Annotated in this window: 24 protein-coding genes and 1 tRNA gene; 13 read left to right on the top strand and 12 right to left on the bottom strand. The window is 66.4% G+C overall.

From position 1 onward, the window contains the following. Positions 1–55 precede the first annotated feature (55 nt). Positions 56–469 carry a DUF6691 family protein gene (locus tag AC3ITW_RS09600; protein ID WP_012510874.1) on the bottom strand — a complete coding sequence of 138 codons (414 nt, stop codon included), beginning with the start codon at positions 467–469 and terminating at the stop codon, positions 56–58. Further along, positions 466–903 (bottom strand): YeeE/YedE family protein, encoded by a 438-nt coding sequence (locus AC3ITW_RS09595; RefSeq protein WP_012510873.1) that lies wholly within the window; start codon positions 901–903, stop codon positions 466–468. Before AC3ITW_RS09595 ends, AC3ITW_RS09600 begins: the two co-directional genes overlap by 4 nt. An 86-nt stretch (positions 904–989) precedes the next feature. Here AC3ITW_RS09595 and AC3ITW_RS09590 point away from each other — a divergent pair, with 86 nt between their 5' ends. Beyond that, on the top strand, positions 990–1310 hold the full coding sequence (locus tag AC3ITW_RS09590) for an ArsR/SmtB family transcription factor (protein ID WP_012510872.1): 321 nt from the start codon (positions 990–992) through the stop codon (positions 1308–1310). A gap of 15 nt (positions 1311–1325) precedes the next feature. Here AC3ITW_RS09590 and AC3ITW_RS09585 read toward each other — a convergent pair whose 3' ends face one another. From AC3ITW_RS09585 to AC3ITW_RS09565, 5 genes are all read right to left on the bottom strand, one after another. Further along, positions 1326–1754, bottom strand: coding sequence for a BLUF domain-containing protein (locus tag AC3ITW_RS09585; protein ID WP_448122880.1), 429 nt, complete (start codon positions 1752–1754; stop codon positions 1326–1328). 83 nt (positions 1755–1837) lie between these two features. Beyond that, positions 1838–2971: a hybrid sensor histidine kinase/response regulator gene (locus AC3ITW_RS09580; RefSeq protein WP_489390278.1), complete on the bottom strand. Its 1134-nt coding sequence runs from the start codon at positions 2969–2971 to the stop codon at positions 1838–1840. Beyond that, positions 2968–3543, bottom strand: coding sequence for a chemotaxis protein CheB (locus tag AC3ITW_RS09575; protein WP_012510869.1), 576 nt, complete (start codon positions 3541–3543; stop codon positions 2968–2970). Before AC3ITW_RS09575 ends, AC3ITW_RS09580 begins: the two co-directional genes overlap by 4 nt. Beyond that, entirely contained in the window at positions 3543–4367 is an 825-nt protein-coding gene (locus AC3ITW_RS09570) for a CheR family methyltransferase (RefSeq protein ID WP_006362979.1), read from the bottom strand. Before AC3ITW_RS09570 ends, AC3ITW_RS09575 begins: the two co-directional genes overlap by 1 nt. Then, complete coding sequence (locus AC3ITW_RS09565) at positions 4364–7477, bottom strand: response regulator (protein WP_489390277.1); 3114 nt, start codon at positions 7475–7477, stop codon at positions 4364–4366. Before AC3ITW_RS09565 ends, AC3ITW_RS09570 begins: the two co-directional genes overlap by 4 nt. A gap of 152 nt (positions 7478–7629) precedes the next feature. Here AC3ITW_RS09565 and AC3ITW_RS09560 point away from each other — a divergent pair, with 152 nt between their 5' ends. Both AC3ITW_RS09560 and AC3ITW_RS09555 read left to right on the top strand, forming a co-directional pair. After that, the gene (locus AC3ITW_RS09560) at positions 7630–8793 is read left to right on the top strand and encodes a two-component system sensor histidine kinase NtrB (RefSeq protein ID WP_012510867.1); all 1164 of its coding nucleotides are present in this window, start codon (positions 7630–7632) and stop codon (positions 8791–8793) included. Beyond that, the gene (locus tag AC3ITW_RS09555) at positions 8783–9142 is read left to right on the top strand and encodes a response regulator (protein ID WP_006362973.1); all 360 of its coding nucleotides are present in this window, start codon (positions 8783–8785) and stop codon (positions 9140–9142) included. The genes AC3ITW_RS09560 and AC3ITW_RS09555 overlap by 11 nt, the downstream gene beginning before the upstream one ends. A 31-nt stretch (positions 9143–9173) precedes the next feature. Here the strand turns inward: AC3ITW_RS09555 and AC3ITW_RS09550 are convergent, their stop codons facing one another. Then, entirely contained in the window at positions 9174–9740 is a 567-nt protein-coding gene (locus AC3ITW_RS09550; RefSeq protein WP_012510866.1) for a TetR/AcrR family transcriptional regulator, read from the bottom strand. 170 nt (positions 9741–9910) lie between these two features. Between AC3ITW_RS09550 and AC3ITW_RS09545 the strand changes: the two genes are divergently transcribed. After that, entirely contained in the window at positions 9911–10741 is an 831-nt protein-coding gene (locus AC3ITW_RS09545) for a universal stress protein (RefSeq protein WP_012510865.1), read from the top strand. Here AC3ITW_RS09545 and AC3ITW_RS09540 read toward each other — a convergent pair. Then, positions 10689–11582, bottom strand: coding sequence for a helix-turn-helix domain-containing protein (locus tag AC3ITW_RS09540; protein ID WP_489390276.1), 894 nt, complete (start codon positions 11580–11582; stop codon positions 10689–10691). The genes AC3ITW_RS09545 and AC3ITW_RS09540 overlap by 53 nt on opposite strands. A 158-nt stretch (positions 11583–11740) precedes the next feature. Between AC3ITW_RS09540 and AC3ITW_RS09535 the strand changes: the two genes are divergently transcribed. Then, positions 11741–12298, top strand: coding sequence for a GNAT family N-acetyltransferase (locus AC3ITW_RS09535; RefSeq protein WP_100468300.1), 558 nt, complete (start codon positions 11741–11743; stop codon positions 12296–12298). A 6-nt stretch (positions 12299–12304) separates the two neighbouring features. Here AC3ITW_RS09535 and AC3ITW_RS09530 read toward each other — a convergent pair whose 3' ends face one another. Then, a complete protein-coding gene (locus AC3ITW_RS09530) occupies positions 12305–12778 on the bottom strand; it encodes a GNAT family N-acetyltransferase (RefSeq protein ID WP_006362963.1) in 474 nt (157 codons plus the stop codon). A 138-nt stretch (positions 12779–12916) separates the two neighbouring features. On the opposite strand from AC3ITW_RS09530, the gene AC3ITW_RS09525 reads away from it, so the two are divergent. Then, the gene (locus tag AC3ITW_RS09525; RefSeq protein WP_012510861.1) at positions 12917–13807 is read left to right on the top strand and encodes a dihydrodipicolinate synthase family protein; all 891 of its coding nucleotides are present in this window, start codon (positions 12917–12919) and stop codon (positions 13805–13807) included. Between the two features lie 36 nt (positions 13808–13843). Here the strand turns inward: AC3ITW_RS09525 and AC3ITW_RS09520 are convergent. Further along, positions 13844–13920 (bottom strand) — tRNA-Arg (locus AC3ITW_RS09520). Positions 13921–14103: 183 nt separating this feature from the next. Between AC3ITW_RS09520 and amaB the strand changes: the two genes are divergently transcribed. The 7 genes from amaB to AC3ITW_RS09485 all read left to right on the top strand — a co-directional run bounded on the left by amaB (position 14104) and on the right by AC3ITW_RS09485 (position 20728). Next, the gene (gene amaB, locus AC3ITW_RS09515) at positions 14104–15636 is read left to right on the top strand and encodes an L-piperidine-6-carboxylate dehydrogenase (RefSeq protein ID WP_012510860.1); all 1533 of its coding nucleotides are present in this window, start codon (positions 14104–14106) and stop codon (positions 15634–15636) included. Continuing rightward, positions 15636–16475, top strand: coding sequence for an SDR family NAD(P)-dependent oxidoreductase (locus AC3ITW_RS09510; RefSeq protein WP_448122871.1), 840 nt, complete (start codon positions 15636–15638; stop codon positions 16473–16475). The genes amaB and AC3ITW_RS09510 overlap by 1 nt, the downstream gene beginning before the upstream one ends. Positions 16476–16613: 138 nt before the next feature. Beyond that, positions 16614–16898, top strand: coding sequence for a DUF4190 domain-containing protein (locus AC3ITW_RS09505; RefSeq protein ID WP_010484694.1), 285 nt, complete (start codon positions 16614–16616; stop codon positions 16896–16898). 5 nt (positions 16899–16903) lie between these two features. Beyond that, positions 16904–17674, top strand: a complete 771-nt coding sequence (locus tag AC3ITW_RS09500; RefSeq protein WP_489390275.1) for a class I SAM-dependent methyltransferase — start codon at positions 16904–16906, stop codon at positions 17672–17674. Positions 17675–17682: 8 nt separating this feature from the next. Next, a complete protein-coding gene (locus AC3ITW_RS09495; RefSeq protein WP_100434528.1) occupies positions 17683–18738 on the top strand; it encodes a quinone-dependent dihydroorotate dehydrogenase in 1056 nt (351 codons plus the stop codon). An 8-nt stretch (positions 18739–18746) separates the two neighbouring features. Further along, complete coding sequence (murB, locus tag AC3ITW_RS09490; RefSeq protein WP_012510855.1) at positions 18747–19808, top strand: UDP-N-acetylmuramate dehydrogenase; 1062 nt, start codon at positions 18747–18749, stop codon at positions 19806–19808. Between the two features lie 32 nt (positions 19809–19840). Beyond that, positions 19841–20728 carry a DMT family transporter gene (locus tag AC3ITW_RS09485; RefSeq protein WP_041864507.1) on the top strand — a complete coding sequence of 296 codons (888 nt, stop codon included), beginning with the start codon at positions 19841–19843 and terminating at the stop codon, positions 20726–20728. Positions 20729–20870: 142 nt separating this feature from the next. Here AC3ITW_RS09485 and AC3ITW_RS09480 read toward each other — a convergent pair whose 3' ends face one another. Next, positions 20871–21878: an aminoglycoside phosphotransferase family protein gene (locus tag AC3ITW_RS09480; RefSeq protein ID WP_197584490.1), complete on the bottom strand. Its 1008-nt coding sequence runs from the start codon at positions 21876–21878 to the stop codon at positions 20871–20873. Positions 21879–21976: the final 98 nt, after the last annotated feature.

Here is a 21976-nt window from a genome sequence, read left to right as displayed (position 1 = left end):
CTTTCCCCGTGGTCCATGGATCTGACCCGATCCAAGGTGACACAGGGGTGAAGCCTCAGCGCACGAAGCGGTCGTGCAGCCAGAAGCCCAACAGCATCGCGGGTACGAACCACAGCGCTTCGCGCGATGCCACCGCCAGCCCCGCGATGGCCGGTCCGGGGCAGTAACCAGCCCATCCCCAGCCGATACCGAACAGCGCGGCGCCCAGCAGCAGGCGCGCATCGACATCACGTGCGGTGGGCAGCTGGAAGCGGGCCGCATACCCGGGACGCGCGCGTCGCAGCACCCAGCGCTGCCCGACCGCACTGACCAGCAGCGCCGAGGCCAGCACCCACATCAACGTCGGATCAAAATCACCGGCGACATCGAGGAAGCCGAGCACGCGACGCGCGTCGGTCATCCCGGAAAGCGCCAGCCCAGCGCCAAACAGCACACCGGCCGCAGCGGCGGCCCATAGTGCGCGACTCATGCCAGCCCTCCGCCGTGCCGGATCAGGAACGTGGTCAGCATTGCGCAGGCCATGAACACCAGCACTGCCAGCAGCGAACGCTTCGAGCCGCGGGCCATGCCACAGACGCCATGACCACTGGTACAACCACTGCCCAGGCGCGTGCCGAAGCCCACCAGCAGGCCGGCGCAGATCAACTGCCAGGCCGGCAAGGCATCGCGCAACAGCACGCGTGGCGAGGCCTCGGGCAACGCCTGCCACCACAGCACCAGCCCCGCTGCTGTGAGCAGGCCCAGCAGGAATGCCCAGCGCCAGCCGCGCTCGCCTTCTGCTGCGCGCAGGCTGCCCGCGGCGATCCCACTGATACCCGCCACGCGCCCGACAGTGGCGAGCAGCAACACCGCGGCGGCGCCGATCAGCGCTCCGCCAGCCACCGCGGTCCATGGCAGGTTCATGCCCTGCCCTCTTTCACGCCGCTCATGGGATTGCCCTTTGATTTAGATTTATCTAAATTAGACACTTCTAAACAAAAAGGTCAACCATGGCCCGCACCCCGCTCGACAGCGCCGCCATGGCCGAACACGCCGCCGAGGCTGCAACGCTGCTTAAGAGCCTGGCCCATCCTGCGCGGCTGCGCGTGCTGTGCCGACTGGTGGAAGGCGAAGCGCCGGTGCCGGAACTACAGGCGCTGACCGGGCTCAGTGCATCGGCGCTGTCGCAGCATCTGGCGGTGCTGCGCGAACTGGATATCGTGGCGACCCGCCGCCAGGCGCAGGCCATCCACTACCGCGTGGTCGATGGCCCGGCGCTGGGTGTACTGAAGGCGTTGCATGCCGCCTACTGTGGTGGCGATCCACGCTGAGCCTGTGGTTCGGGGTCAGCCGACGTGAAGGACCGGCTGCACCACCCTGTCGAGCAGGTCCACCGGCGTCGGCGCGGAACGATCGCCCTGCAGTGCGCGGGTAAAGCCGGACCAGTCACTGGCAGACAGCTGACGCAACAGCGCCGCCTCCACCGGCAGCGCGCGCATCGACCAGTACGGGAACTGGCGCTGGCCCAGCCGGCCGCGCGCCAGCTCGACGATGTCGATATGGCTGCCCGCCTGCAGGATGCGCTCATACACCGAATCGATGCCGTCCGGTGGTCCCTCGATGTACTGCAGGAAACGGTCACCGTCATGCAGCAGCACGCCGGTCACCCCGGCCAGCTTGTTGAAGCGTGCCGCATCCTCGACCAATACATGCAGGCGTTCGGCGGAAAGATCCGGCAGCACCTTGCTGACGTAGGCGATGGCACGCAATGGCATGGAGCTTCCTTGGCAACGTGAGTCGCCACGGTAGCAGTTGCGGACGAGCCCGTCTCAGTATCCGGAAACGTTTGCTGAAGAATTCAGCTTGCAGCCGCCAGCGCCCCGTCATTGCGCCTTGGCAACAACGCCTCGAACACCACCTGCCCTGCTTCGTTGCGGGCACCTATACGGCCTCCATGCGCCCGCACGAACTGATCGACGATGTACAGGCCGAGGCCAAGTCCATTGCTCTGGTGGAAGCTGGCCTTGAACGGTTCGAACAGGCGCGGCAGCAGCGCCGCATCTATCTCACCGGCATTGCGCACCCGCAGCAGCACGTTGCGCGGGTCACGGCCATCCACCTCGACCTGTGCCTCGTTGCCATGCGTCAGTGCATTGCCGATCAGGTTTGCTGCAACCTGTCCCAGTCGATCCAGGTCGCCCTGAAGCTGCGTATCGCCGTGTGTATCCAGTCGGATCCGGCCTGCACCATGCGCACTGCCCACCTCCGCCACCACCGCGCGGGTGACCTCGGCCAGATCGCAGGTACTGGCCTGCAGGCGCAGGCCGCCGCTGCGGATCCGAGAGAAGTCCAGCAGCTGCTCCACCATCCGCGCCATGCGCAGGGTGCTGGCCTCCAGATACTGCAGCGTCTGCTGCGCACCCGCGTTGCCTTGCGGAAGGTCCAGCGCCAGCTTGTCGGCGCACAGCAGGATCGCCGACAGCGGCGTACGCAGGTCGTGGGTCAGTACCGCAGCCATCGTCTCGTTGAGCTTGAGCGCGCGCTCCAGCGCCTCGTTGCGCGCCTTCAGCAACTGCCGTTGCTGGTACAGCTCGATGAAGACGTTGACCTTGCTCAGGATCACCTGCGGCGCCACCGGCTTGTGCAGGAAATCCACCGCGCCGGTTTCGTAGCCCTTGAACGCGCGCACCGGATCATCCGGCGAGGCGGTCAGGAATATGATCGGTACCGTGCGGCTGCGATGCGAACCGCGCATCAGCTCGGCCAGGGTGAAGCCATCGATCTCCGGCATGTGCACGTCCAGCAGGGCCAGCGCGACCTCATGCTCCAGCAGCAGCTCCAGCGCCTGCGCGCCGGAACCGGCCAGCAGCAGATTCACGCCCTCGCGCTGCAGCAGCGCCTGCATGGCCACCAGGTTCTGCGGCACGTCATCGACGATCAGCAGGTTGACCGGGGACTGCGACTGCGCAGGGTCCGGTGGCAGCAGGTTCATGCAAACAACTCCTTCAGGCGACGACACATCAGTTCAAGGGGCAGCACGGCATCGGCGCCAGCGTGCTGCAGGGCGGAGGCCGGCATCATCGATGCCTCGGCCTCCTCGGGACATTGCAGCCAGGCGCGGCCGCCAGCGGCGCGCACGGCGGCCACCCCTTCGCTGCCGTCACTGCTCGCACCGGTCAGCAGCAGCGCCAGCACCTGCGGACCAAACACCGCAGCGGCCGATTCAAACAGCGGGTCGATGGCCGGGCGCGAGAACAGCACTGGCGCATCCACCGACAACGCCACCGCGCCGGCGTCCTCCACCAGCAGGTGATAGTCCGGCGGGGCGAACGTCACCGTGCCGGGCTGCAGCGGCTGCTTGTCTTCCGCCTCGCGCACCGGCAGCGCGCAGTAGGGCGCCAGCACTTCGGCAATGCGGCTGGTACGGTCTCGCGGCAGGTGCAGCACGGCCAGCACCGGCGCCGGCAACCGGGCCGGAAGTGCGCCGAGTACCACCTGCAGCGCGGCAACACCTCCCGCGGAGGCGCCGACCACCAGCACCGCAGGGCGAGCCTGCACCGCCATCAGGCAACCTTCCGGTACAGGCGATGCTCGCGCGAACAGACCGCGAAGGCATCGTGGTGGCGCCCGAACTGCAGCGACTCCTTGCTACCCAGGCCGAGGAATCCGCGGTGCACCAGCGCCTCCCGGAACAGGCCCACGGCCCGGTCCTGAAGATCACGGTTGAAATAGATCAATACGTTGCGGCACGACACCAGGTGCACTTCGGAGAACACGGTATCGGTGGCCAGGCTGTGGTCGGCGAACACCACGTTGCGGCGCAGCTGACGGTCGAACACCGCGCCATCGTAGGCCGTGGCGTAGTAGTCGGACAGCGACGCGGTGCCACCGGCGGCCAGGTAGTTGCGGCTGAACTGGGCCATCCGGTCGATGCCATAGGCACCCGCCTCGGCGGTGGCCAACGCGGCCGGATTGATGTCGGTGGCATAGACGATGCTGCGATCAAGCAGGCCTTCCTCATGCAGCAGGATCGCCAGTGACCACACTTCCTCGCCGGTGCTGCAACCGGCCACCCACAGTTTCACCGACGGATAGGTGCGCAGCACCGGCACCACCTGTTCGCGCAGCTCACGGAAATAGGCGGGGTCACGGAACATCTCCGAGACCTGCACGGTGAAAAACTGCATGGCCTGGGCGAACAGCTCCGGCTCATGCAGCAGGCGATGCTGCAGGTCCGCCAGGCGCTCGCACTCGTAACGCTGCATGGCCTGGCGGATGCGCCGGCGCAGCGACGACACCGCATAGCTGCGGAAGTCGTAGTGGTAGCGCTGGTACAACGCCTCCAGCAACACCTTCAGTTCCAGATCGAACAGCGCCTGCTCGTTCATTGCCGCGAGCACCAGACCCGGCACAGCGAGACCAGCTTGTCGACATCGATCGGCTTGGCGATGTAGTCATTGGCACCGGCCTGCAGGCAACGTTCGCGGTCGTCCGGCATGGCCTTGGCGGTCAGCGCAATGATCGGCAGGTCCTGCAAGTGGCGCTGCGCGCGGATCTCGCGCATCGCGGCCAGGCCGTCCTTCTCCGGCATCATGATGTCCATCAGCACCAGGTCGACCTCGCGCTCAGCCAGGCGATCCACCGCCTCCTGGCCGTTGCGCGCGATCTCCAACGTCACGCCCAGCGGCTCGAGCACGCTGGACAGCGCGAAGATGTTGCGCACGTCATCCTCGGCCAGCAGCACGGTACGGCCATCGAGCACGGTATCGCGGCGGCGTGCCTCGCGCAGCAGGCGCTGCTGGTCGCTGGGTAGGCTGGCCTCGACGCTGTGCAGGAACAGGGTCACCTCGTCCAGCAGTCGCTCCGGGGAGCGCGCGCCCTTGATGATGATGCTCTTCGAGTAGCGTCGCAGACTCTGCTCTTCCTCGCGGCTGAGCGCACGGCCGGTGTAGACGATCACCGGCGGGAAGCCGACGTCATCGTTGCTGGCCATATGCTCGAGCAGGTCGTAACCGCTGCCATCCGGCAACGACAGATCCATCACCATGCAATCGAAGGTAACCGTGCTGAGCTGTTCCAGCGCGCCGGCGAGAGTACCGACGGCGACAATCTGCAGTTGCTCGCGGCCCAGCAGCAGCTCCAGGTTGCGGCGCAGCTCGCTGTCGTCCTCGACGATCAGCAGGCGCCGCACATCGCGCCGGCTGGTCTGTTCCAGCTGCTCGATGGCCGCTGCCAGTCGCTCACGTGTGGTCGGCTTGATCGCGAAGCCGATCGCGCCCAACTCGCGCGCGACCTGGCTGCGATCCATCGCCGAAACCACATGCACCGGGATGTGGCGCGTGTCCGGATTGCGCTTCAGCCGCTCCAGCACGCTCAGACCGGAAACGTCGGGCAGGCCGATATCGAGCAGGATGCCGTTCGGACGCAGCTCGGCGGCCAGCGCCAGGGCCTCTTCGGCCGTACTGGCTACCACGCAGTCGAAGTCCAGCTCATGGGCCAGTGACACAAGCGCCTCGGCGAAGGTGGTGTCATCCTCCACTGCGAGGATCAGCCGACCGGCGCGCTGGCGCCGGCCCCGGTCATCCGCCACGCTCGCAACTGCCATCGACACAGCAGCGGGGGGCACAGCCGCAGGCGCAGCCACAACACGAGCGGGCGCCGGTGCTGCCACTGGCAACGGAACAGCTTCCGTCGCCATCGCCGGGAGAGCTTCGGACGCCGGCGCACCCTGCAGCGGCAGCTCAAGAATGAAGCAGCTGCCGCGTCCCGGCTCGCTGTCAACCTGGATGCTGCCGCCCATGCGCTCGGCCAGGTCGCGCGAGATCGACAGGCCCAGGCCGGTGCCGCCGTAGCGGCGACGCGTGCTGCCATCGGCCTGGCGGAACGCCTCGAAGATGACCGGCAGCTGCTCGCGGGCAATGCCGATGCCGGTATCACAGACATCGAAACGCACGCGCCCATTGCCGCCAGCGCGCACGTGCAGGCTGACCTTGCCGTGCTCGGTGAACTTCAGGGCATTGGCCAGCAGGTTCTTCAGGATCTGCTGCAGGCGCTGGTTGTCGGCCACCAGTTGGGTCGGTGCCATCGCATCGGCCTCGATCTGCAGGGCCAGGCCCTTCTGCCGCGCCATCGGCTCGAAGGTCTCACGCAGGCGCTGCAGTACGCTGCCCGTCACCACCACTTCATCGGCCAGCTCGACGTGGCCGGCCTCGATGCGCGACAGGTCCAGGATGTCATTGATCAGCGCCAGCAGATCGTTGTTGGACGACAGGATCGCGCGGGCATACTTCACCTGCTCTTCGGTCAGCGTGCCGTCCTTGTTGTCAGCCAGCAGCTTGGCCAGGATCAGCGAGCTGTTCAGTGGCGTGCGCAGCTCGTGCGACATGTTGGCGAGGAACTCGGACTTGTAACGCGAGGTGGCAGCCAGCTCATTGCTGTTGCGGACCAACTGCCCCTGCGCAACCAGCAGCGCCTGCTTCTGTGCCTCCAGTTCATGGGTACGCTCTTCCAGCTGGACATTGCTCTGCTCCAGCTCGGCTTGCTGCTCTTCCAGATGGCTCTGCGACTGCAACAGGCTGCGGCTCTGCTCTTCCAGCTCCTCGTTGGCCACGCGCAGCTCTTCCTGCTGGGCCTGCAGTTCTTCGCCCTGACGCTGCGATTCTTCCAGCAGGACCACCAGCTGCGCCCTCAGCAATGACGCGCGCAGGGCCATGCCGATGGTCTCGGCGCAGCGCTCCAGCAGTTCGTCGTCCAGGCCCTGCTGGTCACCGATGCGCGCCCGGCCCAGCTCGATGACACCCACCACGCTGCCATCGCTGTTGATCGGCGCCAGGATGCGTTCGCGCACCGGCAACCGGCCCAGGCTGGTCTGCAGTTCGAGCACAGCTGCCTCGTCGCCGTGCAGGTGACGGATGCGCTCATCACGCGCGACCTGCCCGGCCAGCCCTTCCTGCAACGACAACGAGGCGGGTGTGCCGGATGGCAGCGCCATGCCACCGGTGAGCTGCAGCCGTCCGCCCTCCAGCCGATAGACCGCCCCTACGTCGGCGCGCAGCTGCTCCGCCAGGCGGGTCACCGCCGCGTCGGCGATCTGCTCCGGGCCCAGGTCGCCGCGCAGGCTCATCGCCACTGCATTCTCGGCTTCCTGCAGCCACAACGCCCGCATCGCCTGGCGCCGGGCCTGGATCGCTCGGGAAACAATCAGCGCGATCATCAGGAATGCGCCGCCGCCGATGCTGCGATTGACAAACGAGAATGCCGAGTTCGAGCTGGCCGGTGCAACGTTATAGCCGACAATCAACAGAATGCAGGCGAGCACCGCCACGATGAATGGAGCCCGCGCACTGCGCTGGAACACCGTCACGCCCACGGCAAGGAAGTAAGCCAGCCATACCGCGTAGCCCAGCGGCACCACCAGCTCCAGTGCAATGGTCGCGCCCAGCAGCACAGCAGAGGTCATCCAGATCCAGCGGTCACGCGTGGTCGCACCAGGACGCATGCAGGTCGGCTCCAGTAGACAAAAAGGTGGGTGATGGTACTCCGTGTCGTATTCAGCCGCACAGGACCATTGGCACGTGCCGCGCCTCCACACCGCCTTCACACTTGAATGCCTAGCTTCACGTCCCTCACAGGGGTAACACTTATTTGTACGTGGACGCTGATGCCTCTACGACGTCCGTGCTGACGGACCCTTCTCGCCAACTGCGACTGCTGATCGACAGCGTGCGCGACCATGCGCTGTACCTGCTTGATCCTGATGGCATCGTCTGCAGCTGGAACCCGGGCGCGGAGCGCATCAAGGGCTATTCAGCCGATGAAGTGGTCGGCACGCACTTTGGCCGTTTCTATCTGGCTGCCGATCGCGAAGCCGGGGAACCGCAGCGCTTGCTCCGCCTCGCAGCGCAGCAGGGCCACGTCGCCAGTGAAGGCTGGCGAGTGCGCCGCGATGGCTCGTCTTTCCGTGCCAGCGTGGTCATCGAGCCGGTCGTCGAAGCGGGCGAGCTACTCGGCTTCGTCAAGATCACCCGCGACATCACCGAGCAGTGGCAGGCACAGCGGTTGCTGCGTGATGCCCAGCGCGCGCTGCGCAATACCCAACAGTTCGAGACCGTCGGCCGCCTCAGCCGCGGGCTGTCGCACGAGTTCAACAATCTGCTGACCACCATTGGCAATGCGCTGGACCTGCTGTCCCTGCGCGTGAACGGTGACGATGCACGTGCCGCCGAACTGCTTGATGCGGCGCAGACTGCGACCGATCGCGGTGCGCTGCTGACCCGCCAGCTGTTGGCCTTCAGCACCGGGCAGACCCTGATCCGCGAACCACTGGATATCAATGCGCTGATACGGCAGTGGCTGCCGGACCTGCAACGCGCCTGCCCGCCCACGGTGGTGCTGGATGCCCAGCTGGCGCCCGGCCTGCCTGCGATCAACACCGATGCGCTGCAGCTGCAGACGGCGCTGGCCAATCTGGTCGCCAATGCCGCAGATGCTACCCTTGAAGGCGGCCGCATCCTGATCGGCACCGCGCTGGAGCATCGCCTCGACCCGGATGCGGACTCCACGCTGCAACGTGGCTATGTCACCCTCAGCGTCTGCGATGAGGGCCACGGGATGGCGGCCGACATCGCCGAACGGGCTACCGAACCGTTCTTCACCACCAAGGACATCGGCAAAGGCAGCGGCCTGGGCCTGAGCCAGGTGTTCGGATTCACTACCCAGAGCGGCGGCTTCGTCGACGTGTCCACCACGCCCGGTGTCGGCACCACGGTCAGCCTGCTGCTTCCCGCAATGGAGGAACCTGCCCATGACCGATGACCCGATCCGCGTATTGATGGTGGAGGATCAGACCGATCTTCGCGAAATGATCGGCCTGGCCCTGCGCGATTTCGGCATCGACGTGGCCACGACCGCCGATGCACACGAAGCGGCCGCCCTGTTGAAGGGTGAAGCACGCTTCGACGTGGTGTTCAGCGACATCAGCATGCCCAACGGCATGTCCGGCATCGAACTCAGCGAACACGTGGCCCGCGATCAACCGCAGGCGCGGATGATCCTGTCATCCGGCTACGCCCGCTCGCAGCTGCCGCCGCTACCCGAGCAGGTTGAGTTCCTGCCCAAGCCCTATCGCCTGCGCCAGCTGGTGGAGCTGTTGAAACAGGCGTGAGGCCTGCCCAGCTGCGTGGGCAGCACGACGGTCACCCTTTCATCGCACCATGACGGAACGAGGCCAGCAGCGTGGACGCTGCAGATGCCGGTGCCATGCGACCGCGCGCAAGCGACCAGGTGATGCCGTAGAAGCAGGTCCAGTAAAAGTCCGCCAGCCACACCGCGCTGAACTCGACGTTGAACACACCGGCCTTCTGGCCATCCAGGAAAAACGCCTCGAAGCGATCGCCGATCGGTGCCCAGCGCTCTGGCAGCAGATGCAGGTCACCCTGCCGCTGCTGCTCTTCCATCATCCTCGCGAACACCAGGGTCACCAGCTCCCAATCGGCGAGCAGCGTGGTGGTGACCTGCTCCAGCACGTGCTGCGCATCAGCGCCCTTGTCGAACCAGCTGGCCGCTGCCTCCAGGCGCTCGAAGCCCGCGGCGAACAACGCCTCGTCGATCGCCTCGCGGGTCGGCGCGAACCGGTACAGGGTGGCGCGACTGATGCCGGCCCCCCTCGCCAGCTCGCTGAGCGTGCAGCGCGGATGACTGACCAGGGTGGCCGCCAGGGCGTGGTGCAGGTCGCGGCGTGGGCGGGCGGTGGCGGGTCGCATGAAAGGGTCGGAAACCGGGAATACGGCCACGCTAGCATGAATCATCAATTAATAAACTGAATCAAAAGTGATTCATCCGAATCGCAGATGCGCTACAAGGGAGCTGCGTCCGGTGCACCCGGGTCGGTGCATGGCAGGGAACGCGTCACAGGCATCGAAGGAGAAAGGCCATGCTGCATCCCCTACGCGATATCGCTGTGCTGTTCGATGCCAGCGACACCGGACAACGCGTACTGAACATCGCCTCCCACTTGGCGCAGGCACAGCAGGCGCATCTGGTCGCAGTGTCCACTGCCCAGCATCCCACCGACATCGCCAACGGGTTCGCGCGTGGCGCCGGCATTGCCGCAGCGCTCGATCATGAAGCGCGCGCCGACGCGGCCTGTACCGCGCAGTTGATGCAGAACCTGCGTGCCGTGTCCGAACCACTGCAGATCAGCACCGAGCTACGCATCGTTTCGGATTATCTGGGCGGTGCCGACCTGGCCCTGCAATCGCTGTACTGCGACCTGATCATCGCCGGCTATCCGCACACGCCCGGCGCCCCCAGCGGCTGGCGGCCCCTGGGCACGCTGCGCCAGACCGGCGTGCCAATGCTGCTGGTGCCTCCACACTGGCGCGGTGAACAGGTCGGTCGTCGCATCGTGGTGGCCTGGAATGCCAGCAAACAGGCGCGTCGCGCGGTGGCCGATGCGCTGCCGCTGCTCGCCCGTGCACAGGCCGTGCACCTGCTGATGGTCGACACGCCCAAGACCGAAGGCGCACCCGGTACCGAGATGGCCCAGCATCTGGCGCGGCACGGCGTTGAAGTGGAAGTACAGGCGATCAACTCGAGCCAGGGCGGCATCGCCGCAACCATCCGCCAGCACGTGCTGGACGCCGAAGCCGATCTGCTGGTTCTGGGCCCCTACAGCCGCAGCCGGGTGGTGGAGCGCGTGCTTGGCGGGGTCACCGAGGATCTGCTGGCCGAAGTGCCGGCGCCGCTGTTCGTATCGCACTAGTCCCGCCCTGCCCCGCTCGGCGGTAGCCGGTCAGCGATTGACCGGTATGTCGCCGGAAATACCGGCACAGGTACGACGCATCCTCGAACTGCAGGCGATCGGCAATGCGTCCGATCGGCAACTCGCTGTACGTGAGCAGCGCCTTGATCTCCAGCACCACCTGGCGGTCGATCAACGCCTTCGGCGTTTCATCGAAGCATTCGCGGGTGAGCTGCGAGAGATAGAACGGGGTGATGCACAGCGCCTCCGCATAGGACTGCACGTCACGCTGGCGCGTGCTGCGCTGGCCCACCAGCTCCCAGAAGTTCCAGGCCAGGCGCTCGCGCCGGCTGACCTGTGCCGGCACCCGCTTCTGCTTCGGCAGCAGCGTGGCCATCTTCAGGAAGAAGCTCTGCAGCAGATTGCGCAGCATCACATGGCGGTGCCGTCCGCCGTTGTGCTGCGCGTCCATCATCAGCTGCAGCCAGCCCTGCAGCAGCGGCAGATCCAGCGCTGACGGCCGACAGTGCGGCTGTTCGTGCAGGAACTGGAACAGCGCATTGGGCAGTACATAAGCCACCTCCGACGCCAGCGCCTTGGGCATCAGGCAGACCACGGCCAGAAAGCCGCGTGAGCGCTGCCGCAGCAGCGCCAGCGTGTCCTCGGCCAGCACCAGCACATCGTGCCGTTGCATCGCCACCTCGCGGAAGTTCAGTGCAAAGCGTGCGCACCCCGATACGCATACCAGTACCGCCAGATAGGCGTGGCCGAACGACAACGGGACGCCCTGCCCCTCGGCCAGCGTGCTGACCTCCAGGCGCATGGATTCGTCCTGATCCAGAAGCTGGGGTATGCGGTCCATGGGCCCTTCCGGCTGGATTCCGGGGCACAGCATAGCGGCCCTCGGCATTGAGTTGTCAAAAGTACCGGAATCATCAAGGTCCCGCCCTGTGCCCGCGATGCGCCGGAACTTAGCCTCTGCACTCTCTTTCTGTACCTGGAACGGCCACGCGAACTGCCATGCAGCTGCACACTGAACGCCTGATCCTGCGCCCCTGGCGCGACACCGATGCCGCCGATCTGTACGAGTACGCCCGCGACCCGCGCGTCGGGCCGATCGCCGGCTGGCCGGTGCACGCCAGCGTCGAGGAAAGTACCGAAATCATCCGCACTGTCTTCAACCGGCCGGAGGTTTACGCCCTGCAGAGCCGCGAGGACGGCCACGCGATCGGCTGTGTCGGCATCCTGATCGGCGCTGACAGCAATTTCGAGATCAGCAATCGAGAGGGTGAGATCGCCTACTGGATCGGCGTCCCGTACTGGGGCCGCGGGCTGGTCCCCGAAGCGGTGCGCGAAGTGATGCGACACGCCTTCATGCAGCTGGAACTGGACGCACTGTGGTGCGGCTACTTCGCTGACAACCTGCAATCGCTCAGCGCACAGAGCAAATGCGGTTTTCAGCATCACCATACCGAAGTGGACAAGTTCAACAGCTTTCTCGGCGACTACCGCACCGAGCACATCAGCCGCATCACCCGCGAGCAGTGGTTTGCCCTGCAGGCCGCCACACCGGCCTGAGCGGTCTCAGCCCGCCATGTGCTGCATGAATAGAAGTTCTGGCGTCGAGGACGCGTCGACCTGCTGGAAACCGAGGTCGCGATACAGGGCAACGGCGGCTGCGTTGTCACGATAGACGCGCAGGGTGAGGCGTTGCATACCGTCTTCGCGCAGCGCCTGTTCCCCCAGGGACTGCATGAGCAGCCGGCCAAGGCCGCGCCCGCGCGCCAATGGCGAAACAATGATGCGGCCCAGGTGTGCGGTGCAGGCGTCGGTCATCCAGTACTGGCCAAAGCCAAGGCACTGGCCCTGCTCGTCCAGCAGCGCCCAGCCCGGCCGCAACCCGAGTTCGAGCACCTGCGCGAACCGTTCCGACGGTAAGGGAAACGGCACACCGGGGCCTGCCCAGCGCTGGGTGGCCTCGGCGGAATCAAGCCAATCGGCGATGGTGGCGTAGTGCGGAGGCTGGACAGGGCAAAGGCTCGGCTTCATGACGCTCATGGTGCGCCATTTGCACCGGGCAGACACGCTGCACGGTGGCGCTTGAGTTTTGTCATAGGACAATAAACAATTCCAGGCGTCCAGACGCCACGCCCCAAGCGCGGTAGCACCCAGCCCACCCCAGATTCGGGAGATCCCATGTTCAAAGGCCTCAGCGCGTTTCCACTTACGCCCCTCTCTGAATCCAACATCGACTTTCGGGCATTTGCGGGATTGGTCGAGCGCCTGGCCGATTCCGGAGTTGACTCGATGGGCGTGCTTGGCTCCACCGGCAGCTATGCCTATCTGGAGAAGCGTGAACGCAAGCGCGTGCTGCGCGAGGCCCTGGCCCACGCAGGAGGCGTACCGGTCATCGCTGGCATCGGCGCACTACGCACCCGGGATGTGCTGGAGCTGGCCCTGGATGCCGAAGATGCGGGTGCCGCAGGCCTGCTGCTCGCGCCCGTGTCCTACCAGCCCCTGAAGGATCATGAGGTGCAAGCGCTGTTTGAAACCATCTGTGCGGCGGTGCGCACGCCGATCTGCGTCTATGACAACCCAGGCACCACGCACTTCCGCTTCACCGATGCACTGCATGGCCGGATTGCCGCGCTGCCCAACATCGCTTCGATCAAGATTCCGCGCCTTGCTGATGATCCGGCCGATGCGGCCGCGCGTGTTGCGGCACTCCGTGCGTGCGTTCCCGCACATGTGACGTTGGGCGTCAGTGGTGACGCATCTGCGGTGCGTGGACTACTGGCGGGGTGCGATGGCTGGTATTCGGTGACCGCCGGGCTGTTCCCCGAGGTTGCGCTGCAGATCACGCGGGCCGTGGGTAGCGGCGATGCGGAGGGCGCTATTGCCCTGTCTGCGCGGCTGGCACCGCTTTGGTCACTGTACGACCGGTTCGGCGGGATTCGCGTCATGGCCTGCTCGGCGGCGCTGCTGGGGCTGTGCGGCGAGGACTGCCTGCCACTGCCGTTGCAGGGGCTGCGTGATGGCGAGCGGGAAGAGGTCGCGACGGTGCTGGGCGGGCTCGGGTTACGGTGAAACCCCGGCGAGCACCTGTCAGGAGGCTGCAGCGGATGGTGACCCCGGCCCGATTCGAACGGGCGACCTTCCCCTTAGGAGGGGGACGCTCTATCCAGCTGAGCTACGGGGCCATGCAGCCGGGAAGTTTACAGGTAAGCGCCCCTGCCCTCCAAGCGTTCGTGTTCCATCGCATTTTACTGGCGCGTTGCACCATGGCTGTGCGGGTTGCTCTGCTACCATCGGCGGCTCAGTTCATCGCGTCCCCCACCTGCCCGCGATGGCACCAAACAACGTAACGAAATACAGGAGTCTGCATGTCTTCCGAGCTGCTCAAGTCCCTTGGCCTGGACGCGATCAACGCTGGCACGTACCTGGGCAACGGGGAGTGGTCGAGCGCGACCAGCGGTGAGCTGATCACCCCGGTCAACCCGACCACCGGCGAGCCGATCGCGCAGGTCCGCGCGACCACCGAGGCCGAGTACGACACCGTCGTCGCCCGCGCCCAGGAAGCCTTCAAGGTCTGGCGTACCACGCCGGCGCCGCGCCGCGGTGAAGCCGTGCGCCTGTGCGGTGAAGCACTGCGCAAACACAAGGACGCGCTGGGTTCGCTGGTCGCCCTGGAAATGGGCAAGAGTAAGCCGGAAGGCGATGGCGAGGTGCAGGAGATGATCGACATCGCCGATTTCGCCGTGGGCCAGAGCCGCATGCTGTACGGCTACACCATGCATTCCGAGCGCCCCGGCCACCGCATGTACGAGCAGTACCACCCGCTGGGCCTGGTCGGCATCATCTCGGCCTTCAACTTCCCGGTCGCGGTGTGGAGCTGGAATGCATTCCTGGCCGCCATCTGTGGCGACGTGTGCATCTGGAAGCCGTCCAACAAGACGCCGCTGACCGCCATCGCTTCGATGAAGATCTGCAACGACGCTCTTCGCGAAGCCGGTTTCCCGGACATCTTCTTCCTGATCAACGATGCCGGTACCGCGCTGTCGGAAAAGATGGTCGATGACCGTCGCGTGCCGCTGATCAGCTTCACCGGCTCGACCCAGGTTGGCCGCACCGTCAACGAGAAGGTCGCGCGTCGCCTCGGCCGCTGCCTGCTGGAGCTGGGTGGCAACAACGCCATCATCCTGGACGAAACCGCCGACCTGAAGCTGGCCGTGCCGGGCATCGTGTTCGGCGCGGTCGGTACCGCCGGCCAGCGCTGCACCACCACCCGCCGCCTGATCGTGCACCGCTCGATCTACGCCGACGTGCTGGCCACCCTGGTCAAGGCCTACAAGCAGGTGGAAGGCAAGATCGGCGACCCGACCGACGCCGCCAACCTGATGGGCCCGCTGAACAGCGATGGCGCCGTGCAGCAGTTCCTCGATGCCATCGCCCAGGCCAAGGCCGCCGGCGGCACCATCGAAACTGGTGGTACCCGCATCGATCGCGCTGGCAACTTCGTGCTGCCGGCGATTGTCTCCGGCCTGAAGAACAGCGACGCCGTGGTTCAGCATGAGACCTTCGCGCCGATCCTGTACGTGATGCCGTACGACACCATCGACGAAGCCATCGACATGCAGAACGGCGTGCCGCAGGGCCTGTCGTCCTCCATCTTCACCGCCAACCTGAAGACCGCCGAGAAGTTCCTGTCGGCGGCCGGCAGCGACTGCGGCATCGCCAACATCAACATCGGCACGTCCGGTGCGGAAATCGGCGGCGCGTTCGGTGGCGAGAAGGACACCGGCGGTGGCCGCGAGTCCGGCTCGGATGCGTGGAAGGTCTACATGCGCCGCCAGACCAACACCATCAACTACTCCGATTCGCTGCCGCTGGCCCAGGGCATCAAGTTCGATCTGTGATGGCAACGGATCCGGCCACGTCCGTGGGTCAGAGCCCCTCCGGGGATCTGACCCAAGAGAAGGGTCGGATCCCCGCAGGGGCTCCGATCCTCGATTTCACCGGCCGCCGTGTGTTGATCGCCGGCGGCAGCAAGGGCATCGGTCGTGAAATGGCGCTGGCGTTTGCCGGCGCCGGTGCGCAGGTTTCGGTCTGCGCCCGAGGCCAGGTCGGTCTGGATGCACTGCGCGCCGATGCGCGGGCGCAGAACTTCGAACTGCATACGTTCTCCGCCGATCTGGCCGACGCTGGCCAGATCCAGGCTTGGCTGCAAACAGCCGCCGACACACTCGGCGGCATCGACGTGCTGGTCAACAACGCCACCGGCTATGGCATGGCCGACGACGAGGATGGCTGGGCGGCCAGCCTGCAGATCGATCTGATGGCCGCCGTTAGGGCCTCGCGCCTGGCCCTGCCCTGGCTGCGTGCGTCCAGTGACGCCTGCATTCTCAATCTCTCTTCGATTGCCGCGCAGCAGCCGCGTCCCGGTGCTGCGCCCTACGCCGCCGCCAAGGCCGCGCTGTCGCACTACACCACCTCGCAGGCACTGGCGCTGGCCAAGGATCGGATCCGGGTCAATGCCATCGCACCGGGTTCGATCGAGTTCGATGACGGCCTCTGGGACCGCCGCCGCACCGAAGATCCCGCCCTGTACCACGGTACGCTGGCGAAGATTCCGTTCGGCCGCTTCGGCCACCCGCGCGAGATCGCCGATGCCGCCCTGTTCCTGTGCTCGCCGCTGGCGCGCTGGGTCACCGGCAGCGTGCTCAACGTGGATGGCGGCCAGGTGTTGATGGGCTGACACCGGCATACCTGTAGCTGCCAACCTTGGTTGGCATGCCTTTCGTCGACCAAGGTCGACGCCTACCATCGTATCCTCCGGGCATGGGATTGCCAGGGCAGAGGCACTATCATGTGCACACTGCCAAGGAGGACCCCGATGAGCGTGGCACCCCGACAGACAAGCGCCCTGGCCGTGGTCAGCCTGGTCATGGGCATCGCCAGCTGGACCGTCCTGCCCTTCGTGGCCAGCATCGTGGCCATCATCACCGGGCACATGGCCCGCGCCGAGATCCGCCGCCGCCCGCATGAGCTGGAAGGCGATGGCCTGGCCGTCACCGGCCTGGTACTGGGCTGGGTGATGGTCGGCGCGGTGATCGCCGCCATCCTGGTCTTCATCCTGTTCTTCGGCGGCCTGGCCTGGCTCGCTGCGATGTCGAACTGAGCGCCATGACCGCCTCCGACAGCACTGAACGCTTCAGCAGCCGCGTCGCCGATTACGTCCGCTACCGGCCCGATTACCCGCCGGCCCTGCTGGACTGGCTGCACGGCCCGATGGGTGTCAACCGCGAGGCGCTGGTCGCCGATATCGGCGCCGGCACCGGCATTTCCAGCCGCCAGTTCCTGGCCAGCGGTCATCCCGTTGTTGCGGTTGAGCCCAATGCGGCCATGCGGGGCGCGGCTGAGCAATGGCTGGTACCGCAGTACCCACGGTTCCGCGCGGTCGACGGCCGCGCCGAGGCCACCGGACTGGCCGATGCCAGCATTGATCTGGTCAGCGTCGCGCAGGCCTTCCACTGGTTCGATACCGTGGCGGTGCGCGCCGAATGGCAGCGCATCCTGCACCCCGGCGGCCAAGCGCTGATCTACTGGAATTCGCGCCTGCTCGATGCCAGCCCGTTCCTGGTCGGCTACGAACAGCTGCTGCTGGACTACGGCACCGACTACTCCGCCGTGGCCGAGCGCTACCAGGACGATGCCACCATGCAGGCCTGGTTCGGCCCCGGCCTGCGCGGCATGGTCGAGCTGCCGAACGTACAGCATCTGGACTTCGATGCCCTGCGCGGGCGCCTGCTGTCCTCCTCCTATGCTCCCCAATCCGGTCATCCGCGCCACGCGTCGATGATCGATGCTCTGCAGGACCTGTTCGCCGCCCACGCGGTCGACGGCCAGGTTGCTTTTGAATATCGAACCCGAGCCTTCCTCGGCACGCTGGACTGAACCGACGCATGTATTCGCTTGCCCGCCCCTTCCTGTTCTCGCTCGACGCCGAGCGCGCCCACGGCCTCGGCCTGTCCGCACTGGACCTGGCCTATCGCACCGGCACCACGCCGCTGCTGGCCGCACGCATCGCGCCGATGCCCAGCACGGTGTTCGGGCTGACCTTCCCCAATCCGGTCGGCCTGGCCGCCGGCCTGGACAAGAACGGCGAGCACATCGATGCGCTGTTCGCGCTGGGTTTCGGCTTCGTCGAGATCGGCACCATCACCCCGCGCCCGCAGGCCGGCAATCCGCAGCCGCGCCTGTTCCGCCTGCCGGCACACAACGCGATCATCAACCGCATGGGCTTCAACAATGCGGGCGTGGACGCGCTGGTGCGCAACGTCGAGCGCGCGCGCAACCGTCGCGGCATGCTCGGCATCAACATCGGCAAGAACAAGGACACCCCCAACGAACGGGCCGCAGATGACTACATCGCCTGCCTGGACAAGGTGTACCCGCTGGCCGACTACATCACCGTCAACATTTCCTCGCCGAACACCGCCGGCCTGCGCGAACTGCAGGAAGAAACCTCGCTGCGCCAGCTGGTCAGCCAGCTGCGTGAGCGCCAGGAAAGCCTGGCCGCCCGGCATGGCCGCCGCGTGCCGATGTTGGTGAAGGTTGCACCGGACCTCAGCGAACGCGACATCGATGCCGCCGCGCGCGTACTGGGCGAACTGCAGGTGGACGGCGTGATCGCCACCAACACCACCGTCGACCACAGCAAGGTGGCCGGCGACCCGCTGGCCAACGAAGCCGGTGGCCTATCCGGTGCGCCTGTGCTGGAACAGTCCACGCTGGTGCTGCGCCGCCTGCGCGCGCGCCTGCCCGAATCGGTGCCGCTGATCGGCGTTGGCGGCATCCTGTCCGGTGCCGACGCGGTGGCCAAGATGGCTGCCGGTGCGGCGCTGGTGCAGTGCTACAGCGGCCTGATCTTCCGCGGCCCGTCGCTGGTATCGGAGTGCGTGGAGGCGATCCGTCGCCGCCGCGAAGCGCCGAGCCGCGGCGCGGTGGCCCCGCTGTGAGCGCGCCCATGGATACCGTCGATGGCAATGCCCCGCTGCGCTGGACGCTCACCCGCAACGCGCCGCTGCAGGCACTGAACACCTTCCACGTGCAGGCCAGCGCGGCTCAGCTGCTGGAACTGCACGATGCGGCGCTGCTGCCGGAAGTACTCGCCCTGCCCGACGTGGCCAGCGGCCCGCTGCTGGTGTTGGGTGCAGGCAGCAACGTGCTGATCGCCGAAGACCTCCCCGGCACCGTGCTGGTGTTCGGCAACCGTGACATCAGTTTCCTTGAGCACCGCGCCGACCATGCGGTGATCCGCGCCGGCGCCGGCGTGCCCTGGCACGGCCTGGTGATGTGGTCGCTGCAGGAAGGCCTGTCCGGGCTGGAGAACCTGGCCCTGATTCCCGGTACGGCCGGTGCCGCGCCGATCCAGAACATCGGCGCCTATGGCGCGCAGGTCGGCGAGTTCATCCAGGCCGTCGAAGCCTGGGACTGCCAGGAACAGGCCTGGATACGGCTGGACAACGAACAATGTGGTTTCGCCTACCGCGACAGCGTGTTCAAGCAACAGCCCGATCGCTACCTGATCACCGCCATCGAATTGAAGCTGCCGCTGCTGCATGACCTGCGCATGGACTACGCCGGCATCCGCGAGGAACTGCAGGCGCAGGGCGTGGAATTGCCGAGCGCGGTGGACGTGGCCAATGCGGTGATCGCGATCCGCCGCCGCAAGCTGCCCGACCCGGATGTGCTCGGCAATGCCGGCAGCTTCTTCAAGAACCCGGTGCTGCCGCTGGAGCAGGTCGACGTGCTGCTGCAGCACTTCCCCGAACTGCCGGTGTTTCCGTCCGACCAGGACGGCAAGCGCAAGGTCTCGGCGGCATGGATGATCGAGTCCTGCGGCTGGAAGGGCTTCCGCGAAGGCGATGCCGGCGTGGCGCCGAGCCACGCGCTGGTGCTGGTCAACCACGGCAACGCCACCGGCGCTGAACTGCTGGCATTGGCCCGCCGCATCTCGGCCTCGGTGCTGGAAAAGTTCGGCGTGCCGATCGAACCGGAGCCCCGCCTGCTCGGCGCACAGTGGTGAACACCCCCGTCCTCTCCCCCAGCGCCACCCCGATGCGGGCGGCGCTGTTGATGCTCGGCAGCACCCTGGCGTTCGGCCTGATGGCGGTGGCGATCCGCTATGCCACCCGTTACGTGCCCACCCAGGAAGTGGCGTTCTTCCGCAACGCCTTCGGACTGCTCGCGCTGCTGCCGATGCTGCTGCGGCCGGGCCACGCGCCGCTGAAGACGCAGCAGCTGCCGCGCTACTTCGTACGCAGTGCGATTGGCCTCGGCTCAATGCTGTGCGCATTCTGGGCGCTGGGCCATCTGCCATTGGCGCAGGCGGTCTCGCTCTCCTACTCCACGCCGCTGTTCGTCACCATCGCCGCCGTGCTGTGGCTGGGCGAGGTCGTGCGCGTGCGCCGCTGGGCCGCGGTGGTGGTCGGTTTCATCGGCGTGCTGGTGATCGTCCGCCCCGGTACCGCGGGCTTCACTGCGGGCAGCCTGGTGGCGGTGGGTGCGGCCGTGCTCAGTTCGCTGGTGGCGATCCAGATCAAGCAGCTGACCCGCATCGACAGCGCCGACACCGTGGTGCTCTATACCTACGTGTTCTGGGTGCCGCTGTCGCTGATCCCGGCAGTGTTCGTCTGGGTCTGGCCGACCGGCGTGGCCTGGCTGTGGCTGCTGGCCACCGGCGTGCTCGGCACCATCGGCCAGCTGCTGTGGACACGTGCGCTGCGCCTGGGCGAAGTCTCGGCGCTGACCCCGATCAGCTTCCTGCAGCTGCCACTGGTGACGCTGTGCGGCTGGCTGCTGTTCAATGAAACCGTGGATCGATGGACGATCGTCGGTGCCGGCATCATCCTCGCCGCCAACGCCTACATCGCCCACCGCGAAGCGGTGCTGTCGCGCCGCGCAGCGAGCGCTGCGGCCTCATCAGCAGCCAAGCCCGCCGAATGAAAACCGCCTCGATGGACAAGCCCTTGGTAGAGTCGACTGTTAGTCGACTATCGCGCGCAGCGCGGGCTTTGCCCGTTCCAATCGAAGAGCAGTCGACTAACAGTCGACTCTACCCGGCGCGATCCTGGCAACGGCCCAGAATCTAATCCAACGCCCGATACACCCGCTCCGCCGCATCGAACACATTGCCCGGCGCGAACTGCTCTCCCAGGTAATGCAGCGACTGCCGGCGAAGTTGCGGCGAACGCTCCTCACCGTCGCTGCCCAGCAGCACCTGCTGGAACTCGATCAGGTCCTGCAGGATCCGCCAATGCCGGTACCACGCGATCCAGCGCGGATCCCCGAGGTCGCCGCCATAGCCCTCCGCGAAATCGAGCGGATTCTCGCGGCCCCAGCGACCGCCCACGGCGCCACCGATGAACATCAGGTCGCGCTCACGCGGCGCCAGTGACAGGCCATCCCAGTCGATCAGATGCAGACCGCCGTCGTTGCCCATCAGCAGATTGCCGGCATGCAGATCGGTGTGGCACAGATGCAGGTCGACCGGCGCATCCTTCAACGCAGCGTGCAGCTCCAGCGCGTGCGCATGCAGCGCAGCGATGCGCGCATGCTGTTGATCCCAGACCGAAGCGAATGCGCGCCCCAGCCCGTCCTGCGCCACCGCCAGCCCTTCACCGGCCAACCATTGCCCCACCGTCTCCAGCGCCGGAGTTTCCAGCCGTACGATCGGCAGCGCCTGTTGCAGCGCCACTGGCAGCTGCGCGCCGTGCAGGCGCCGCAGCACCTCCCCCAGCCGCCGCCACTGCGTGCGGCTCAGCGCCGCCTCGAAGCCGGACTGGCCTTCGATATAGGGGAACAGGGTGAACTGCAGGCCCCAGCGCTGCACCGACGCGCCGCCGGTCAGCGCCGGCCATGGCGCGACGATTTCGTCTATGCCGAGGGTGCCGCGCAGCCAATGCAGGCTGTCCCATACCGAGGGATCAACCTGGTAGTTCCGGCATTTCAGCCACCATTGCCCGTGCCGTGCATCAATGCGATACACGCTGGCATTGGCGTCGGCGCCCACCGGGCGCGGCACCACCGCAGTGGCGGTGATGCCATAGGATTGCTGAAGGACTTCGCCGAGATGCTGCGCCGAAGCGAATGACATGGATGCAAACGGAGAGTATTACCTGCCGCCACTATCGCAGATGACTTCGCTGCGACACAGACATGTCCGTCACAACATCGTGCGGTGCAACCAAAGAA

This window comes from Stenotrophomonas sp. KH_052, from assembly GCF_057838755.1.
The sequence above is the reverse complement of the archived record's forward strand: the minus strand, read 5'-3'. Positions and strand labels throughout refer to the sequence as shown.

Coding starts and splice junctions, on each gene's coding strand:
- AC3ITW_RS09600 (WP_012510874.1), bottom strand. CDS start 469: ATGAGTCGCGCACTATGGGCCGCCGCTGCGGCCGGTGTGCTGTTTGGC.
- AC3ITW_RS09595 (WP_012510873.1), bottom strand. CDS start 903: ATGAACCTGCCATGGACCGCGGTGGCTGGCGGAGCGCTGATCGGCGCC.
- AC3ITW_RS09590 (WP_012510872.1), top strand. CDS start 990: ATGGCCCGCACCCCGCTCGACAGCGCCGCCATGGCCGAACACGCCGCC.
- AC3ITW_RS09585 (WP_448122880.1), bottom strand. CDS start 1,754: ATGCCATTGCGTGCCATCGCCTACGTCAGCAAGGTGCTGCCGGATCTT.
- AC3ITW_RS09580 (WP_489390278.1), bottom strand. CDS start 2,971: ATGAACCTGCTGCCACCGGACCCTGCGCAGTCGCAGTCCCCGGTCAAC.
- AC3ITW_RS09575 (WP_012510869.1), bottom strand. CDS start 3,543: ATGGCGGTGCAGGCTCGCCCTGCGGTGCTGGTGGTCGGCGCCTCCGCG.
- AC3ITW_RS09570 (WP_006362979.1), bottom strand. CDS start 4,367: ATGAACGAGCAGGCGCTGTTCGATCTGGAACTGAAGGTGTTGCTGGAG.
- AC3ITW_RS09565 (WP_489390277.1), bottom strand. CDS start 7,477: ATGCGTCCTGGTGCGACCACGCGTGACCGCTGGATCTGGATGACCTCT.
- AC3ITW_RS09555 (WP_006362973.1), top strand. CDS start 8,783: ATGACCGATGACCCGATCCGCGTATTGATGGTGGAGGATCAGACCGAT.
- AC3ITW_RS09550 (WP_012510866.1), bottom strand. CDS start 9,740: ATGCGACCCGCCACCGCCCGCCCACGCCGCGACCTGCACCACGCCCTG.
- AC3ITW_RS09545 (WP_012510865.1), top strand. CDS start 9,911: ATGCTGCATCCCCTACGCGATATCGCTGTGCTGTTCGATGCCAGCGAC.
- AC3ITW_RS09540 (WP_489390276.1), bottom strand. CDS start 11,582: ATGGACCGCATACCCCAGCTTCTGGATCAGGACGAATCCATGCGCCTG.
- AC3ITW_RS09535 (WP_100468300.1), top strand. CDS start 11,741: ATGCAGCTGCACACTGAACGCCTGATCCTGCGCCCCTGGCGCGACACC.
- AC3ITW_RS09530 (WP_006362963.1), bottom strand. CDS start 12,778: ATGAGCGTCATGAAGCCGAGCCTTTGCCCTGTCCAGCCTCCGCACTAC.
- AC3ITW_RS09525 (WP_012510861.1), top strand. CDS start 12,917: ATGTTCAAAGGCCTCAGCGCGTTTCCACTTACGCCCCTCTCTGAATCC.
- amaB (WP_012510860.1), top strand. CDS start 14,104: ATGTCTTCCGAGCTGCTCAAGTCCCTTGGCCTGGACGCGATCAACGCT.
- AC3ITW_RS09510 (WP_448122871.1), top strand. CDS start 15,636: ATGGCAACGGATCCGGCCACGTCCGTGGGTCAGAGCCCCTCCGGGGAT.
- AC3ITW_RS09505 (WP_010484694.1), top strand. CDS start 16,614: ATGAGCGTGGCACCCCGACAGACAAGCGCCCTGGCCGTGGTCAGCCTG.
- AC3ITW_RS09500 (WP_489390275.1), top strand. CDS start 16,904: ATGACCGCCTCCGACAGCACTGAACGCTTCAGCAGCCGCGTCGCCGAT.
- AC3ITW_RS09495 (WP_100434528.1), top strand. CDS start 17,683: ATGTATTCGCTTGCCCGCCCCTTCCTGTTCTCGCTCGACGCCGAGCGC.
- murB (WP_012510855.1), top strand. CDS start 18,747: ATGGATACCGTCGATGGCAATGCCCCGCTGCGCTGGACGCTCACCCGC.
- AC3ITW_RS09485 (WP_041864507.1), top strand. CDS start 19,841: ATGCGGGCGGCGCTGTTGATGCTCGGCAGCACCCTGGCGTTCGGCCTG.
- AC3ITW_RS09480 (WP_197584490.1), bottom strand. CDS start 21,878: ATGTCATTCGCTTCGGCGCAGCATCTCGGCGAAGTCCTTCAGCAATCC.